The organism is Pantoea sp. X-Soil-OKNW-556, assembly GCF_059730695.1.
In genome coordinates, this window is sequence record NZ_AP035991.1 from 239,471 (window position 1) to 253,915 (window position 14,445).

The following is a 14,445-nucleotide window of genomic DNA, read 5'->3' on the forward strand; positions in this document are numbered from 1 at the left end:
GCAGGAACTACCTGATAAAGCGCGATAAATCGCGCCGCTACTTATTGGTCAAACAGTTGCATTCAAAATAAACTGCACTATCCTCACAAACACGGCGGGACTAAAACCGCCGTCACAAAAAGCAGCTATCCTGCGTCATACAATCATAACTGCTGCAATCCACCCATTAAAAATCAACTGGTTGCAATGAAAATACGCTTCCTGTCGGCAAATGAGCATAAACTGGCTGAAGTCCGCACCATCCTTGAGCCGGTCGGTGTCGAGGTGATCCCCATCGCGCGCCGTATCGAAGAGATCCAGACCGAAAATGAAGTCGAACTGGTGCGCGATAAGCTCACCAAGGCGTTCTCGATTATCGGTCGCCCGTTGTTTGTTGAGCATACTGGCCTGTATCTCGACGGGTTAAACGGCTTACCGGCCGGATTGACCCGCATTTTCTGGAATCGCCTCGAGGCGGAACGTTTTACCAAGCTGGTGCAAGGGCTGGAGAGCCAAAGCGTGACCGCCAAAACCGTATTGGGTTATTGCGATGGCCGCAAAATGTACCTGTTTGAAGGTGAAGTTCGTGGCACCATTGCTGCGCAGGCGACGGGACCGCGCCAGTTTCAGTGGGATTGCGTGTTTATCCCGGAAGGACACAACCAAACCTTTGCCGAGATGGGCGAGCTGAAAAACGAGATTTCCATGCGTCGCCTGGCGCTGGATCGCTTCGCCACATTTTTGAAAACGTCACGGGGATTGGCATGAAACCGGAACTGAAACGCGCCTACGATGCTGGCAAGCTGATTCTGTTTGCCGGGGCCGGGATTTCGCGTAACCTCGGCCTGCCGGAGTGGCATGAGCTGATTGCGCATCTCGCCAATGAACTGGGCTACGATCCGAAAATTTTCAATACTTACGGTACGCATCTGTCGCTGGCGGAATATTACAAGCAGCGTAAAGGGTCGCTCGGCCCGTTACGCAGTTGGATGGATCGTGAATGGCATCGCCCGGATATTGATGTGCGCAGCTCCGAAATCCATACCATGATCACTCAGGGTAATTTTTCGCGTATCTACACGACCAATTACGATCGCTGGCTGGAGATGGCGCACGAGGCGCATGGCGTGCCCTACAGTAAGGTCGCAAATGCCGCCGATCTGGTGTCGCTCACTGAAGATAAGCGGCATATCATCAAATTACATGGTGATTTTGACGATGACACCTCGATTGTCCTCGATGAAAGCAGCTATTTTGAACGACTGTACTTCGATTCGCCGCTGGACATTAAGCTGACACATGATGTGATGGGCAACTCGGTGTTGTTTGTGGGCTACAGCATCAGCGATTTCAACATCCGTCTGTTGTTCTATCGCCTGACCAAGATGTGGGGGCGTACCGGGCTGGCATCGGCGCGACCGAAATCTTACCTGTTTACCAATCGCAATAATCCGGTGGCGAAAGAGGTACTGGGGCAGTGGGGGATTGAGATGATCGTCTCTGAAGAGGATGATCCGCGCAAAGCACTCGCGGATTTTTTGCAGGAATTGATCGCCTGACAGGCAAAAAACCATTGCCTGGCAACGATAATTCGGAATATACTGTATATAAATACAGTTAACGAGGTGCATCATGGCAGTCGAAACCAAATATGTTGTGGTCAGAAAGGGTGAAGAGAAAATGACGTTTGCCAATAAAAAAGACGCAGATGCCTGGGACAAAATGCTCGATATGGCCGATGCCTTTACTGACTGGCTGTTGCAAAACAATCCAGAGATGGATGAAGGCCAGGCCGAAGCGCTGGGTTTGCAACTGGCGGAGCAGAAAGACGCGGTGCAGCATATTCTGCGTACCAGCAAACTGCCGGAGCCGGTAAATGCGGAAGACGCTGTGGCTGCCGAAACCGCCAAAGTGGATGATGCCGAAGAGGCAACGGCGGATGCACCCGAAAAGAAACCGCGCGCGGTAAAAGCCGCCTGATTTAATACCACGCCGTCGTAAAGGACGGCGTGATTGTTTCCCGCGTAGCGGCGCGATTTATCGCGCGGTTTTTTCTGACATTGCATCAAATTGCGCGATAAATCGCGCCGCTACGTTTGGTATCAATCTGAATATTTTATCTGATAACGGGTGCTGCGACCGCCTCCTGGCAACCTTTCCAGACCTAAATTCGGTGGCACGATGAACCAACCAAAAAAGCGCTTTATTTTGCGTGCGCGTTACTGCATGCAATGCCTGTTCAAGGTTGTCATTCAACACTTCCAGAAACCACACAAGCCAGGATGTGACATCCATTCCTCCGCGCTGCGTCTCTTGCAGGATACGGTAATAGTCGGAGCGTCGTGCCAGAATTGATGCTGACATGGCATACAAACGAATACTTTGGCTATCCGACTGTGCCAGTGCCAAATCGGTTAATGCACGGGTAATGCGCCCATTCCCGTCATCAAAGGGATTTATGGCGCAGGAAGGGCGATAGGGCAGCAGGGGCGCGATGGGGAACATTGCGGCCTTTTCCGATTATCTCTTCACAACTCATGATGTGAAAAAAATCACCGCCGCGCCGTATTATCCATCGCCATCTGGTTTTGCTGATGAAATCTTTAGATAAAACTCAGGAATTCAGTTCCGGCAAAAATAAACCCACGGAAACAAAATGAAATAACTCTCTTGCTTCGCATCGGTGGCAAATTTACGATTTTAAAATACACAAATTGTATGGACGATTCCGTATGAATTTCCGTGCTGATATTAATGGCCTGCGTGCTTACGCCGTGATCCTGGTGCTGCTGTATCACGTTGGTGTCAGTGGTATCAGCGGTGGCTTTCTTGGCGTGGATATCTTCTTTGTCATTTCTGGTTATTTAATGACGGGGATTATTCTTTCGCGCTTGCAACAGCAAAGGTTTTCGCTGTCAGGTTTTTATGCATCCCGTTGTCGCCGTATTATTCCTCCGCTGATGGCGATGTGCGCCATTCTGCTGATGGTGGGTTATTTCCTGATCCCGCCCGATGAATATAAAACCCTCTCCGGGCATATTGCCGCCAGCCTGAGCTTTATTTCTAACCTCGTTTATTTTAAAGAAGCCGGATATTTTGATGCCGGTTCGATGTATAAATGGCTGCTACATACCTGGTCGTTAAGCGTAGAGTGGCAGTTCTATCTGCTGCTACCGCTGGCGCTGATGTTTACCGCCCGTTATCTGCGGCGTCAGTTTGGCTGGGTGATGGCAATGGGTGCGTTGCTGTCATTTACCCTGGCGCTGGTGGTGACGCATTTGCATGACACCCTGGCGTACTTTATGTTGCCAACCCGCGCATGGGAGATGCTGGCGGGGGGGCTGGTATATCTGGCACCCAACAGTCGGCTCACCGGGCAGCGTTGGGTGATATTGCCTGCGCTGTTGGGGTTAATTGCCAGCGCGATGTGGATTGATGCAGGAACCACATGGCCTGGCGTGATGACCCTCATCCCGGTAGTGCTGACCGCGTTAATTATTCACGTTACAGCGAACGATAGTCCGTTGCTTAATAACCGCGTGGTGCAAGCTATTGGCAAAGCATCCTATTCCATTTATCTGTGGCATTGGCCGTTGTGGGTGTTCTGGCATCTGGCGGATTTGCCGGTAACACCGGTCAGCCAGGCCGTGTTGATCGCCTTGTCGTTGTTGTTGGGTGGATTATCCTGGGCGCTGGTTGAGAATAAAGTGGGTTTACTCAGTGCAACAACACCAGTGGCCATAGGGAATGCCGCGTTGGTACTGCTGGCCGCCCTGTTAATTGTCGCACAACAGGGATTTCCGGCCCGCGCCCCACAGAGCGTTAGCCAGATTAGTCAATACGCAAAACAACGTTTTACCGCTGCGCGTGGGTGTCTGGTGGTGAACAGTAAACAGTCACCGCAATGTACTTTCGGCGAGGGCAATGAAGTTAATCTGGTAGTGTTGGGCGACAGCCATGCTAATGCGCTTTTATCTTCGGTGGTCGCCAGCGGTAATGCAGCCTCTGATGCGGTGGTATTTATCGCGCAGTCGGGTTGTCCGACGGTGCCGGATATTAACCGACCGGGACGACCTGATTGCGGGGATTTTGTTAAAAATGCCCTCACCACCATTGAAGAGAAATATCCCCAGGCCTCGGTGTTGATCATCAATCGCTTTTCACTGTATTTACATGGTGAAAATGGCAGCAGCGACGATATCCCACAATATACCTTCGCCAATGAAGTCAGTTCACTGACAAGTTTCCAGAAACATTTCACCCGAGCAGTGAAGAAACTGGCTACGCACCGCAAAGTATTCATCATGACGCCGGTACCGGAATTTGATTACGACGTTATTTACCGCATGACACGCGATGCGATGCGCGGAAAGCCTTTCGCTATCCAGTTACCGCGTGAGGAATATCTGGCGCGTAATCAGGATGCGTTGAGGATGTTGCATCAGGTGGTGGCGGAGATACCCAATGTCACGCTACTTGATAGCGCGCAGGCGCTGTGTGATAACCATTTCTGTTATGGCGCGCGCGGTGAGGTGCCGTTGTACCGTGATAGCAATCATCTGTCGGAGTTTGGCAACAAAATGCTCGGGGAGATTTTTGCCGGGATGTGGCGGAGAATTAATGGTGAGTCCACTGCGAAATCGTCACCGCAATTGACCGAGGTTGGAGATGTAGCGGGTCGATTTACCGCGCAGTTTTAATCAGATAATAAATTTGCCGGAAAAGGCGCGATTTATCGCGCCGATACGGAGTGTGCGTTATCGCTGTCATCAATGCGTAAACAACGAAAACGTGCCTGCGTAGTAATGCACCATCCACGCGACATAGACCAGCCATACCACTAACACGCCTGCCAAAGTTACTTTAGTTGTCATCTTCGTATCCTCTTGTTATGTGGGTGTGAAGACCCTGTGAGGAATAAGCTGACAGGAGACGCGAGGGAGGTTATTGCGCTGGATCAAAAAAGGGGATGCAAGCATCCCCTTGATGTTTTAATTGCGATCAAATCAGACAATTTGCGCAGCTTTTGCCAACACACGCTGTCAGGTGTTGATCTCTTCAAGACGACGATTCAGAGTACGCGGGCCGAAAACGCCAATGGTAAACACCACAATCGCCATCGCAATCGAGATCACCATAAACACCGAACCTACACCCATCTCATGCAGTACCCAGGCGATAGTAAAGCCCGACAACATGCCACTGATCCGGCTGACTGAATAAACCATACCGATGGCTTTGGCACGAAAACGCGTCGGAAACAGCTCGGCCTGATAGGCGCGATAGGAGAAGGTCATGCAGGTGCTGGCGAGTGACAGCAACAAGCCAAGGGTCACCAACATTACCGGCTGCGACTGCCATGAGAACACCGTGCCAACCAGCGCAATTGCCAGCGCTGAACCGCTCACCAGCCATTTACGTTCGATGCGATCGGCGAAGGTCATTGCCAGCAGCGGCCCCAGTGGGCTGGCGAAGGCAATCAGGAACGAGTACATCAGGCTGTGGGTAAAGGTTACGCCTTTCGCCGCCAGCAGCGTAGGGATCCAACTGGCAAACCCGTAGTAGCCAATCGACTGGAAGAAGTTAAACACCAGCAGCATGATGGTGCGGCGGCGGTAAGGGGGACGCCACATCTCATTTTTCAGCGCCGGGACGTGCTCTACCGGTTTCAACTCTGCCATCTCCACTGGCGGCAGAACCGCGCCGGTGGATTTCGCCACGCGCGCTTCCAGACGTCGCACAATATCTTCCGCTTCCTTGTAGCGCCCCTGTTCGACCAGCCAACGTGGGCTTTCCGGCAGGCCCATACGGATCAGCCAGACCACCACCGCGCCGATGCAGCCAAACAACACCACCCAGCGCCAGCCGGTCAGGCCGAATGGCGCCAGCGGCACCAGTTGCCAGGATAAAAAGGCGATGGTGGGAATCGAGGTGTATTGAATCGCCTGGACAAAGGCGTAGGAGCGACCACGCAGACGGGCAGGAATAAACTCCGAAACGTAGGCATCGATAGTGACCAGCTCCGCACCGACACCAATCCCGGAGACAATGCGCCAGAACACGATGGCATAAGGATGATGCTGAAACGCCATAATGCCGCTGGCAATGGCGTACACCAGCAGCGCGATAATAAATACCTTACGTCGACCCATGCGATCGGCAAGGTTGGCAATCAACAGGGTGCCGAGAAACACGCCGAGGAACATCGCGGCCACAAAGGCACCGAGACTGCCGGGATCGAAAAAGTTATGGCTGCCGTGGGTGAAGATCCCTTCACGCACCATACCCGGTCCGACATAAGCAGTGAGAAACACATCATAGACTTCAAACCAGCCACCCAGCGCCAGTGCGAAAATGATCAGCCATAACGGACGTGCGGCAGGTAACCGCTCCAGTCGCGCGGAGAGCTGCGCGCCAAAGGCTTTCCCTTCTTCTGGTGTGAAGTTATCACGCCAGGTGATCGGCGGCGGTAACGACTCGCTCAGTGAAATTTTCTTAAGCACGGTAGGGTACTCCAGTTTTTATAATGTTCGTGCAGGTGTAGCGGCGCGGTTTATCGCGCCGCGATCGGTCAATCAGGACGTTATAACGGGCAACCTTTGGCGCGCAGGATCGCGTTAAAGCGCTCGGGATCGTTGGTCCCAGCCATATTACTGGCGCGGATCTTCTCTTCACGCTGCGCATGTTGTTGCACGCGCGGCAGCAGCACGCTCAGTTCGTCATGCGGGATGGCAATCACGCCATCGGCATCAGCCACGATCAAGTCGCCCGGTGATACCACCAGACCGGCGCAGTGCACCCTGGTGTTGACTTCACCCGGACCGTCTTTAGAAGGACCACGCAGGGTATTACCGCGCGCCCAGACGGCTACGCCACCTTCGGCCCATTCGTTGAGGTCGCGCACCGCACCGTCAATGACAAAACCGGCGATTTTCTTCGCCACCGCCGAGGTGCGCATCAGGCCGCCAATCAGTGCCTGAGTAAGATCGCCGGATCCATCTACCACAATCACATCACCGGGCTGAGCCAGCTCGATCGCTTTGTGGATCATCAGGTTATCGCCCGGACGTACCTTCACCGTCAAGGCCGGGCCACACAGCACCAGTTGCGGATCGTTGTGATAGGCCGTCAGGCCCAGCGCGCCAACGCTACGGCCCATCGAGTCGCCAATATTGGGGACCGGCAGTTGGCGGAATGCCGCCAGTGTCGCGTCATCAATCTGTGGGCCGCGTTCGCCAATAAAATAGCCAATCGGCCAGTCACTTCGCATCGTCATAAGTTAACTCCGGTTAAGCACCTGCGGATTCACGCAGGCGGGAAGGTAAATGTGTTGATTATCGAGCCAGGCCAGACACTGACGTGCTGCGCTTTGCGCCACCGCGTCCAGCGCTTGTGGGGTCGATCCGCCGATGTGTGGGGTGATAATCAGATTCGGGAGGGTACGGAACGGGTGATCGGCAGCCAGTGGCTCCTCCGCCACGGTATCCAGTGCGGCGGCCCGCAGTTGTCCGTTTTGTAGTGCGCTTGCCAACGCCGCTTCATCCACCAACTCGCCGCGCGCGGTGTTAATCAGGATGGCGCCTGGTGGCAGCAGGGCAAGCGAGTGCGTATTGATCATCTGGCGGGTTTTCGGTGTCACCGGGCAGTGCAGGCTCAGTACATCCACCAGCGGCAGCAGTTGCTCCAGCGATGTACAGCGCTGCGCGTCTGCCACATCCGCATCGGCGGCAAGGGCCGGATCGAAAAAGGCCACTTGCATCCCCACGGCGCGAGCCACACGGGCGACCCGACGACCAATTTCACCAAAGCCCACCAGGCCGAGGGTTTTGCCCTGCAACTCTTCACCATCACCGCTACGCGTCCAGCGTCCGGCGGCCACCTCCTGCTGGAAAAACGGCAGGCGGCGCGCGCAGTTGAGTATCAAGGCCAGCGTCAGTTCAGCCACGGATTGCGCATTGGTGGCTGGCGTGGTGAGTACCGGAATGCCGTGTTGCGTGGCGGCATCGACATCGATATTGGTGACGCCAACGCCATGTTTGCAGATGATTTTCAGTGTCGGGCAGGCGGCTATCGCTTTGGCACTCAGCTCAACGGTACGCGAAATCACCGCGTCATAGGGCACGCTGCTCATGCGGCGTTCAACTTCCGCCGCATCGTTGGCGTTATCCAGGTAATCCACGGTGCATTTTGCGTCAGCGAGTAACGTACGGCCTCCCTGGCCGAGGCTCGTGGTGGTCACGAGAAAGCGATAAGTCATGATGGTTCTCCGATAGGGTTTAGCGTCATCCTGGCATCGGAAACCGATAAAAAATATTCTGTGTTAGTTATCAATTCATTCCTGACAGGAATTTATGCCACTTTTTCTGCTCCTGGCTTTGGGTAAAAACCCGGCAAACGCATCGCCATACTGTGTTAACAACTTGTTCACTTTCTGGTGACACCGGCAGAGGCACAGTGGATAACCATCTTTGCTGGATGATCGCGCGCCAACGCTTCTGATGACGCTGTTACAGACCCGCACACCCTCAACCTTAACCCTGAGTTCATAGTGTGATCGGCTTCAAACTATGCCCTCAAGCATCTGTAACAAAAGAAACAATTTCTTACTTCCCCGTGGGCAAAATTGTGCCACCCTCGCGATCGCGCAAAAAAACAGCAGCTTTTTCAGCCGCACAAATTGGTAAAAGTTAGTAAAGATTTAAAATGTACTGTCTGGTTCGTTAACAACTACATATCAGAATGGTTACATCATGAATCAGTCCAAAGATTTCGTTTCTGTCCTCGTCCGGGTGATGGCCGTGGGTCTGTTTTTTACCTCCGGTCTGGACAAGATTTCGCACTACAGTGACAACCTGCAACTGATGGCCGACAACCATGTGCCGGGTTTCTTCCTGCCGTTGGTGATCCTGCTGGAAGTGGGCGGTGGCGCGGCGATCGCCCTTGGTTTCCTCACCCGTTTCACCGCCATTTTTATGGCGGTTTTCTCGGTGGTCGCCGGTTTTCTGTTCTATCAGGGCTACAGTCATGCGCACCTGATGGTGTGGCTGAAAAACATCTCCTGTGCCGCCGCGTTCTTGCTGTTGTGTCTGCATGGTGGCGGCAAATGGAGCCTCGATCATCTGATTCAACGCCGTCTCGCACGTCGCTGAGTACGCTAAATAGTTAATCCCTCTAACCCATTTAATTCAGGACTACACCATGAAACTGATTCCAGGCGCACTGCTGTGTACCGGGTTGTTCTGTGCCGCTGCGCAGGCTGCCCAACCGGTTAACCAGGTATCCGTACTTACCCACCAGCAGGCTCAGGCGCTGGTGAACAAAGCCGAACAAATCATCCGCAGCCACCAGATTGGCGGCGTGGTGGCGGTGGTTGATCCCTTTGGTCAGTTGATCAGCTTTGACCGTCTTGATGGCGCAACCCTGGCAAACAGCGAACTGGCACCGAAGAAAGCCCATTCCGCTGCCGCATTTGGTGTGCCTACTGCCAGTTTCCAGCAGAAGATCGCCGCCGGAAATATCGGAATGCTGGGTAACCCGGCGGTGGTGCCGTTGCCTGGCGGTGAGCCGGTCAAACTGAATGGCGTGGTGGTTGGCGCGATTGGCGTCAGCACCCCGGATGGCAACGTTGATGCTGAAGCGGCCAAAGGGGCGTTGTCGGCCCTGAGTGCGGGCTAGCGCGAGAAACTGACGATGGAAAGACGACACTTTTTAAAACTGATGATGGCGACGCCGGTGATTGTTGCCATCCCCATGCAGCCACTGCTGGCAGCGCCGACAGACAGCAGCGCGGCGCTGCTGCTGCGCGCCAGTGAATTGCTGACCGGACGTCGCGGGCTGGATATCGGGATTACCGAGCGCCTGTGGACGCTGTTGTGCCAACAGGACAGCACGTTTCCCGCGCAGCTCGCCAGTCTGATGGCGCGTCTGAATGCGCTGCACAGCGAAGACCGTGAGCAGATCGTCGCCCAGTTAAGCGATGACGAAGTGAAAACCGCGCTGATGATTATTTCGCCGTGGTATCTCGGCTACACCGGCCATCCGTCCACCACCAAAGCGGTGGATGACGCGCACTTTGTGACCTTCCTGTCGGCGTTAATGTATGAACCGACGAAGGATCACACTATTCGTCCTACTTATGCGCGCGCCGGGGGAGATTACTGGGCGGAAGTCCCGCCCGGCGTTACCGCGCCGACCATGCCTGCGGAGATCCGCGCCTGGGGCGATCGCTCGCCGCTGGCCGCCAGCACCATCAAAGAACCGGAAGCCCCCTGGCTGCTGATGATTCAGGGCAAAGCCAAAACCCTCGTGGAAGCCGAGGCGTTACTGGCGCAGCACAACAACACATAACAAGAACGTGAGCAGGAAAGACAAAAATGAGCGAATTTGATGCTGATGTGGTGATCATCGGCTCGGGCGCCCTCGGCGCCAATGCCGCTTACCAACTGGCGAAAGCCGGTAAGTCGGTGATTATGCTGGAAGCCGGACCCTATATCCCGCGCTGGAAAGTGGTGGAGAATTACCGCAACGGGGCCAGCAAGCGGAACTGGTGCGCACCGTATCCCAATCTGCCGTGGGCGCCCAACTCCTACACCGAAGGCTATATCGATGCCAAAGGGGATGACGATTTCGAATACGTCACCAGCTACCTGCGCGTCGCCGGAGGCAGTACCCGCCACTGGGCCTCGGCCTGCTGGCGTTTGTTACCCAATGATTTCAAACTAAAAAGCGTTTACGGCGTGGGTCGTGACTGGCCGTTTGAATACAGCGAGCTGGAACCCTGGTATCTGCAAGCCGAACGTGAAATTGGTGTGGTCGGTACCGGCGAAGAGGATCAGAGCGGCCAGGGACGCGGTCATTATCCACCACGTTCAGCGGCGTATCCGCTGCCGCCCGAGGCAAAACCGTATATGGTGCAGCGCATGCAGGCCAAACTGGGGCCGATGGGCTACCAGGTGGTGCATGAACCGCACGCCCGTGTCTCTCGTCCCTATGATGGTCGTCCGGCCTGCGCCGGTAATAACAACTGCGAACCGATCTGCCCGATTGGTGCTATGTATTCCGGCGATATGCATGTGGACAAAGCGGTGGCGCTGGGCGTCAAACTGATCACCGAAGCGGTGGCCTGGAAGCTGGAGAAGGGCGCAGGCAATAAAATTGTCGCATTGACCTGGCGTAAGCCGGATGGCAAGGACAGCCGGTTGACCGCCAAGGTGTTTATCGTTGCCGCCCACGGGCTGGAAACGCCGAAGCTGCTGTTGATGAACGACGTCGCCAACAGTTCGGATCAGGTGGGCCGCAACCTGATGGATCACACCGGGTTGAGTCTGACCTTCCTCGCCGATGAACCGCTGTGGACCGGTCGGGGTTCGGTGCAACACGGCACCATCGCCAATCGTCGCGATGAAGCGAGTCGTTCGCAGCATTCTGCCATTCGTTACTCACTGCGTAATCTGGTGCCCAACGTCGATGTCACGGTGCCGCTGTTGAAGCAGGGCATGATGGGCCAGGCGTTGGATGACGCAATCCGCGATCGCGCTTCACGCATTATGAACATCAGCACCATGAGTGAAACGCTACCCAGCCCGACCAACCGTGTGGTACCGAATTACGATCGCAAAGATTCGATTGGCCTGCCAATGCTGAAGGTCAATTATCACCTCGACAGTTATGTACGTGGCATGCGACCGCAGGCATACAAGGATTTTGCCAACTTTTTGCAGGCGTTTAACGGTGAAGTGATTGAAGCGCCGACCGGTTGGCGTAACCAGTACCACATTATGGGCACCACCATTATGGGCGATAACCGCAAGGACTCGGTGGTTGACGCCGATTGTCGTAGCTGGGATCACCCCAACTTGTTCCTCGCCACCACCGGCGTGATGCCGACGTCGGCGACCGTTAACCCGACGCTGACCGGCATCGCACTGGCGATCCGCATGGCGGCGACCATTGCCAGGGAGGTGTGAACGATGCGCTTACATCAGTTGTTCAGCCTCACCAGCCTGCTGCTGGTCAGCAGCCTGAGTCTGGCGCAGGACGCCTCACCGGATCTGGTCAAACGCGGCGAATATCTGGCGATTGCCGGAGACTGCTCCGCCTGCCATCGCAACCCGGAGAGCGGTCAACCTTTTTCTGGTGGTTACGCCATTCAGTCACCGATGGGGATGATTTACGGCTCGAACATCACGCCATCGAAAAGCGCCGGGATTGGTGGTTATAGCCTGGCGGATTTCACCGCAGTGATGCGTGAAGGGAAAGCGCCGGGTAATCATTATCTTTATCCGGCGATGCCGTACACCGCGTTTGCTGGCATGTCAGATGATGACATCCATGCGCTTTACTCGTACCTGATGTTGGGCGTGCCCGCGGATGACCATCCGGCACCGGAAACCCATCTGCCATTCCCGTTCTCTTTCCGTCCGGTGATGGCGATGTGGAACCTGATGTTCCTCGATAAAAGCGCGGTGCCGGGGAGTACGGCCGCACCAGGTAGCGCCGAACGCGGCGAGTATCTGGTACGGACTCTGGCGCACTGTTCCACCTGCCATACACCGCGCAACAGCATGATGGCGGAGCAGGGCGATCGTTTCCTGTCCGGTGGGAAGGTGGGTAGCTGGAGTGCGCCGAATATCACGCCAGATGCACAGGCCGGGATTGGTGACTGGAGCGAAGCGGAGATTGAAACCTACCTGCGTACCGGCGCGCTGCATGGCAAAGCGATTGCCGCGGGCGAGATGGGGACGGCGGTGCAGAATTCGTTCTCAAAACTCGATGACAGCGATCTCCAGGCCATTGCCCGCTACCTGAAACAGGTGCCCGCGATTGGCGGAAGCGATCGCAAAGCCCCTGGCGTGGCGCCCGCCAGCACGCCGCTGTCGGCAATCGAAACCGGGATGAAAGACGACATCAACGATTACGTTTCGGCGGATGCCATGAGCGGTGCGCAGTTGTATAACGGTGCCTGCGCCACCTGCCACGCCAGTGATGGTCGCGGTACTCATGATCAACAGCGTTTTTACCCGTCGCTGGTGGGTTCCTCTGCGGTGCTCTCCAGTGATCCGGCCAACCTGATCATGACTATCGCCGAAGGGGTGGACCGTCAAACCCCGGCAGGTCACGCCTTTATGCCGGAGTTCCGCACCCAGTTCAGTCAGGCACAACTGGCAAAGGTAGCGAATTATGTCTCCACCAGCTTTGGTAACCCGCAACACACCATTTCTGGTGATGACGTGCGGCAAACGTTGCACGGGGAAAGTGGCAGCTGGCTGATTCGCTATGCGCAACCTCTAACTATTGCTGGCGCTGTTATCGCGCTGGTGGTACTGCTGTGGTTAGTTTATATCCTGCGTCGTCGACGCGGTTAACTTCCGGGAGCCGCGATCTGGCTCCCTTATTATGGAGTGATTGAAATGAAAAAGATCCTGTCTCTGGCGCTGCTGAGTGCTGCCCTGTTTAGCGCAGCGGGTGCCCAGGCTGTCACCACCCAAACCATCCTCACGCAGGCGGATGCACAGAAGCTGATTGCAGCTGCGCAGGAAAAAGCGCACGCACTGAATGCCAACGTCTGCATCGCGGTACTGGATCAATCCGGGGAATTGCTGGCATTTCAGCGTATGGACAATGCGCCGGTTGGTTGTATCGATTCGTCAATCCTGAAAGGACGCGCTGCGGCGCTGTATCGCACCCCGACCGACAAATATATGGATCGTGCCAACGGTAAAGAACCCGCTATTGCCACACTGCCGGGCGTGATCCCGCTGGGCGGCGGCTCACCGGTGGAGTGGCGCGGTAACACGCTGGGTGCGGTGGGCGTGAGCGGTTCGGCTAACCCGAATGAAATCGCCATCGCGAAAGCGGCGAGTGAGAGTTTTAAATAAATGGCCGGGGCCGGGCGTATGCCTGGCCTTGAACCTCAGTAGTGATAACGACAGGCGGCAATTAAAAGTGCTCCCTCGTTCACTGAATAGACTAAACGATGTTCTTCCGTGATTCTTCGTGACCAGAATCCCGCCAAAATATGCTTTAAAGGTTCTGGTTTTCCTTTACCTTCAAAAGGCGTTCTTTTGGCGTCTTTGATGAGTTCATTGATTTTTTTGACCATTCTTTTGTCTGTATCCTGCCAGTAGAGATAGTCATCCCACGCTTCCTGCGACCATGTTAATTTCACTCATCAATATCCTTTTCAATGGTGTTCCCATTACGCAAGCTCTCAATCGAGTTCATCAATCGTTTGGCATTGGCGGGTGAACGCAGAAGATAGGCTGTTTCTTCCAATGAATTGTATTCTTCCAACGACATCAAGACACAGTCGTCGCCATTCTGTCGGGTGATCAAAATGGGGGCACGATCCTCTACCGTTTTCATCATCGTTTCCGAAAGATGCTGTCTGGCTTCACTATAAGTTATGGTACGCATGTTTTATTCCTTCGAGTTGACCCAGTCATTGTACAATGATGATGTAAATTT

General features: G+C 54.8%; 15 protein-coding genes and 1 pseudogene. 10 read left to right on the forward strand and 6 right to left on the reverse strand.

Translation table 11 applies throughout. The annotated features are described in order from the left end of the window. Positions 1-186: 186 nt before the first annotated feature. The 3 genes from AC6I8T_RS21765 to AC6I8T_RS21775 all read left to right on the forward strand — a co-directional run bounded on the left by AC6I8T_RS21765 (position 187) and on the right by AC6I8T_RS21775 (position 1,959). The gene (locus AC6I8T_RS21765) at positions 187-747 is read left to right on the forward strand and encodes a non-canonical purine NTP pyrophosphatase (protein WP_497834391.1); all 561 of its coding nucleotides are present in this window, start codon (positions 187-189) and stop codon (positions 745-747) included. Continuing rightward, entirely contained in the window at positions 744-1,538 is a 795-nt protein-coding gene (locus tag AC6I8T_RS21770) for an SIR2 family protein (protein ID WP_013511679.1), read from the forward strand. The genes AC6I8T_RS21765 and AC6I8T_RS21770 overlap by 4 nt, the downstream gene beginning before the upstream one ends. A 73-nt stretch (positions 1,539-1,611) precedes the next feature. Continuing rightward, on the forward strand, positions 1,612-1,959 hold the full coding sequence (locus AC6I8T_RS21775; RefSeq protein ID WP_208725738.1) for a YebG family protein: 348 nt from the start codon (positions 1,612-1,614) through the stop codon (positions 1,957-1,959). A gap of 122 nt (positions 1,960-2,081) precedes the next feature. Here AC6I8T_RS21775 and AC6I8T_RS21780 read toward each other — a convergent pair. Further along, positions 2,082-2,439 (reverse strand): annotated as a pseudogene (locus tag AC6I8T_RS21780) (Fic family protein); the annotation flags it as partial. Positions 2,440-2,711: 272 nt separating this feature from the next. Here AC6I8T_RS21780 and AC6I8T_RS21785 point away from each other — a divergent pair. Continuing rightward, the gene (locus tag AC6I8T_RS21785) at positions 2,712-4,679 is read left to right on the forward strand and encodes an acyltransferase family protein (protein WP_497834392.1); all 1,968 of its coding nucleotides are present in this window, start codon (positions 2,712-2,714) and stop codon (positions 4,677-4,679) included. A gap of 342 nt (positions 4,680-5,021) precedes the next feature. On the opposite strand, the gene AC6I8T_RS21790 is transcribed toward AC6I8T_RS21785, so the two are convergent. The 3 genes from AC6I8T_RS21790 to AC6I8T_RS21800 form a co-directional block, all read right to left on the reverse strand. Further along, a complete protein-coding gene (locus AC6I8T_RS21790) occupies positions 5,022-6,482 on the reverse strand; it encodes an MFS transporter (protein WP_208726437.1) in 1,461 nt (486 codons plus the stop codon). 80 nt (positions 6,483-6,562) lie between these two features. After that, a complete protein-coding gene (locus AC6I8T_RS21795) occupies positions 6,563-7,255 on the reverse strand; it encodes an RraA family protein (RefSeq protein ID WP_208726439.1) in 693 nt (230 codons plus the stop codon). A gap of 3 nt (positions 7,256-7,258) precedes the next feature. Continuing rightward, positions 7,259-8,236: a hydroxyacid dehydrogenase gene (locus tag AC6I8T_RS21800; protein WP_497834393.1), complete on the reverse strand. Its 978-nt coding sequence runs from the start codon at positions 8,234-8,236 to the stop codon at positions 7,259-7,261. A gap of 493 nt (positions 8,237-8,729) precedes the next feature. On the opposite strand from AC6I8T_RS21800, the gene AC6I8T_RS21805 reads away from it, so the two are divergent. From AC6I8T_RS21805 to AC6I8T_RS21830, 6 genes are read left to right on the forward strand one after another with little or no spacing between them, the layout of a single operon-like run. Beyond that, a complete protein-coding gene (locus tag AC6I8T_RS21805) occupies positions 8,730-9,128 on the forward strand; it encodes a DoxX family protein (RefSeq protein ID WP_208726444.1) in 399 nt (132 codons plus the stop codon). Positions 9,129-9,177: 49 nt separating this feature from the next. Next, entirely contained in the window at positions 9,178-9,654 is a 477-nt protein-coding gene (locus AC6I8T_RS21810; RefSeq protein ID WP_208726446.1) for a GlcG/HbpS family heme-binding protein, read from the forward strand. Positions 9,655-9,669: 15 nt separating this feature from the next. Then, positions 9,670-10,326 carry a sugar dehydrogenase complex small subunit gene (locus tag AC6I8T_RS21815; RefSeq protein WP_208726448.1) on the forward strand — a complete coding sequence of 219 codons (657 nt, stop codon included), beginning with the start codon at positions 9,670-9,672 and terminating at the stop codon, positions 10,324-10,326. Between the two features lie 26 nt (positions 10,327-10,352). After that, positions 10,353-11,945 carry a GMC family oxidoreductase gene (locus tag AC6I8T_RS21820; protein WP_497834394.1) on the forward strand — a complete coding sequence of 531 codons (1,593 nt, stop codon included), beginning with the start codon at positions 10,353-10,355 and terminating at the stop codon, positions 11,943-11,945. Positions 11,946-11,948: 3 nt separating this feature from the next. After that, positions 11,949-13,343, forward strand: a complete 1,395-nt coding sequence (locus tag AC6I8T_RS21825) for a c-type cytochrome (protein WP_208726452.1) — start codon at positions 11,949-11,951, stop codon at positions 13,341-13,343. A 45-nt stretch (positions 13,344-13,388) separates the two neighbouring features. After that, positions 13,389-13,856 (forward strand): GlcG/HbpS family heme-binding protein, encoded by a 468-nt coding sequence (locus AC6I8T_RS21830; protein WP_208726454.1) that lies wholly within the window; start codon positions 13,389-13,391, stop codon positions 13,854-13,856. 35 nt (positions 13,857-13,891) lie between these two features. Here the strand turns inward: AC6I8T_RS21830 and AC6I8T_RS21835 are convergent, their stop codons facing one another. Both AC6I8T_RS21835 and yefM read right to left on the reverse strand, forming a co-directional pair. Continuing rightward, positions 13,892-14,146: a Txe/YoeB family addiction module toxin gene (locus AC6I8T_RS21835; protein ID WP_497834395.1), complete on the reverse strand. Its 255-nt coding sequence runs from the start codon at positions 14,144-14,146 to the stop codon at positions 13,892-13,894. Beyond that, positions 14,143-14,394, reverse strand: coding sequence for a YoeB-YefM toxin-antitoxin system antitoxin YefM (yefM, locus tag AC6I8T_RS21840; RefSeq protein ID WP_208726458.1), 252 nt, complete (start codon positions 14,392-14,394; stop codon positions 14,143-14,145). Before yefM ends, AC6I8T_RS21835 begins: the two co-directional genes overlap by 4 nt. Positions 14,395-14,445: the final 51 nt, after the last annotated feature.

Excerpts from the sequence above, each read along its gene's own strand:
- AC6I8T_RS21765 (WP_497834391.1), top strand. The coding sequence starts at position 187 with ATGAAAATACGCTTCCTGTCGGCAAATGAGCATAAACTGGCTGAAGTC.
- AC6I8T_RS21770 (WP_013511679.1), top strand. The coding sequence starts at position 744 with ATGAAACCGGAACTGAAACGCGCCTACGATGCTGGCAAGCTGATTCTG.
- AC6I8T_RS21775 (WP_208725738.1), top strand. The coding sequence starts at position 1,612 with ATGGCAGTCGAAACCAAATATGTTGTGGTCAGAAAGGGTGAAGAGAAA.
- AC6I8T_RS21785 (WP_497834392.1), top strand. The coding sequence starts at position 2,712 with ATGAATTTCCGTGCTGATATTAATGGCCTGCGTGCTTACGCCGTGATC.
- AC6I8T_RS21795 (WP_208726439.1), bottom strand. The coding sequence starts at position 7,255 with ATGACGATGCGAAGTGACTGGCCGATTGGCTATTTTATTGGCGAACGC.
- AC6I8T_RS21800 (WP_497834393.1), bottom strand. The coding sequence starts at position 8,236 with ATGACTTATCGCTTTCTCGTGACCACCACGAGCCTCGGCCAGGGAGGC.
- AC6I8T_RS21805 (WP_208726444.1), top strand. The coding sequence starts at position 8,730 with ATGAATCAGTCCAAAGATTTCGTTTCTGTCCTCGTCCGGGTGATGGCC.
- AC6I8T_RS21810 (WP_208726446.1), top strand. The coding sequence starts at position 9,178 with ATGAAACTGATTCCAGGCGCACTGCTGTGTACCGGGTTGTTCTGTGCC.
- AC6I8T_RS21815 (WP_208726448.1), top strand. The coding sequence starts at position 9,670 with ATGGAAAGACGACACTTTTTAAAACTGATGATGGCGACGCCGGTGATT.
- AC6I8T_RS21820 (WP_497834394.1), top strand. The coding sequence starts at position 10,353 with ATGAGCGAATTTGATGCTGATGTGGTGATCATCGGCTCGGGCGCCCTC.
- AC6I8T_RS21825 (WP_208726452.1), top strand. The coding sequence starts at position 11,949 with ATGCGCTTACATCAGTTGTTCAGCCTCACCAGCCTGCTGCTGGTCAGC.
- AC6I8T_RS21830 (WP_208726454.1), top strand. The coding sequence starts at position 13,389 with ATGAAAAAGATCCTGTCTCTGGCGCTGCTGAGTGCTGCCCTGTTTAGC.
- yefM (WP_208726458.1), bottom strand. The coding sequence starts at position 14,394 with ATGCGTACCATAACTTATAGTGAAGCCAGACAGCATCTTTCGGAAACG.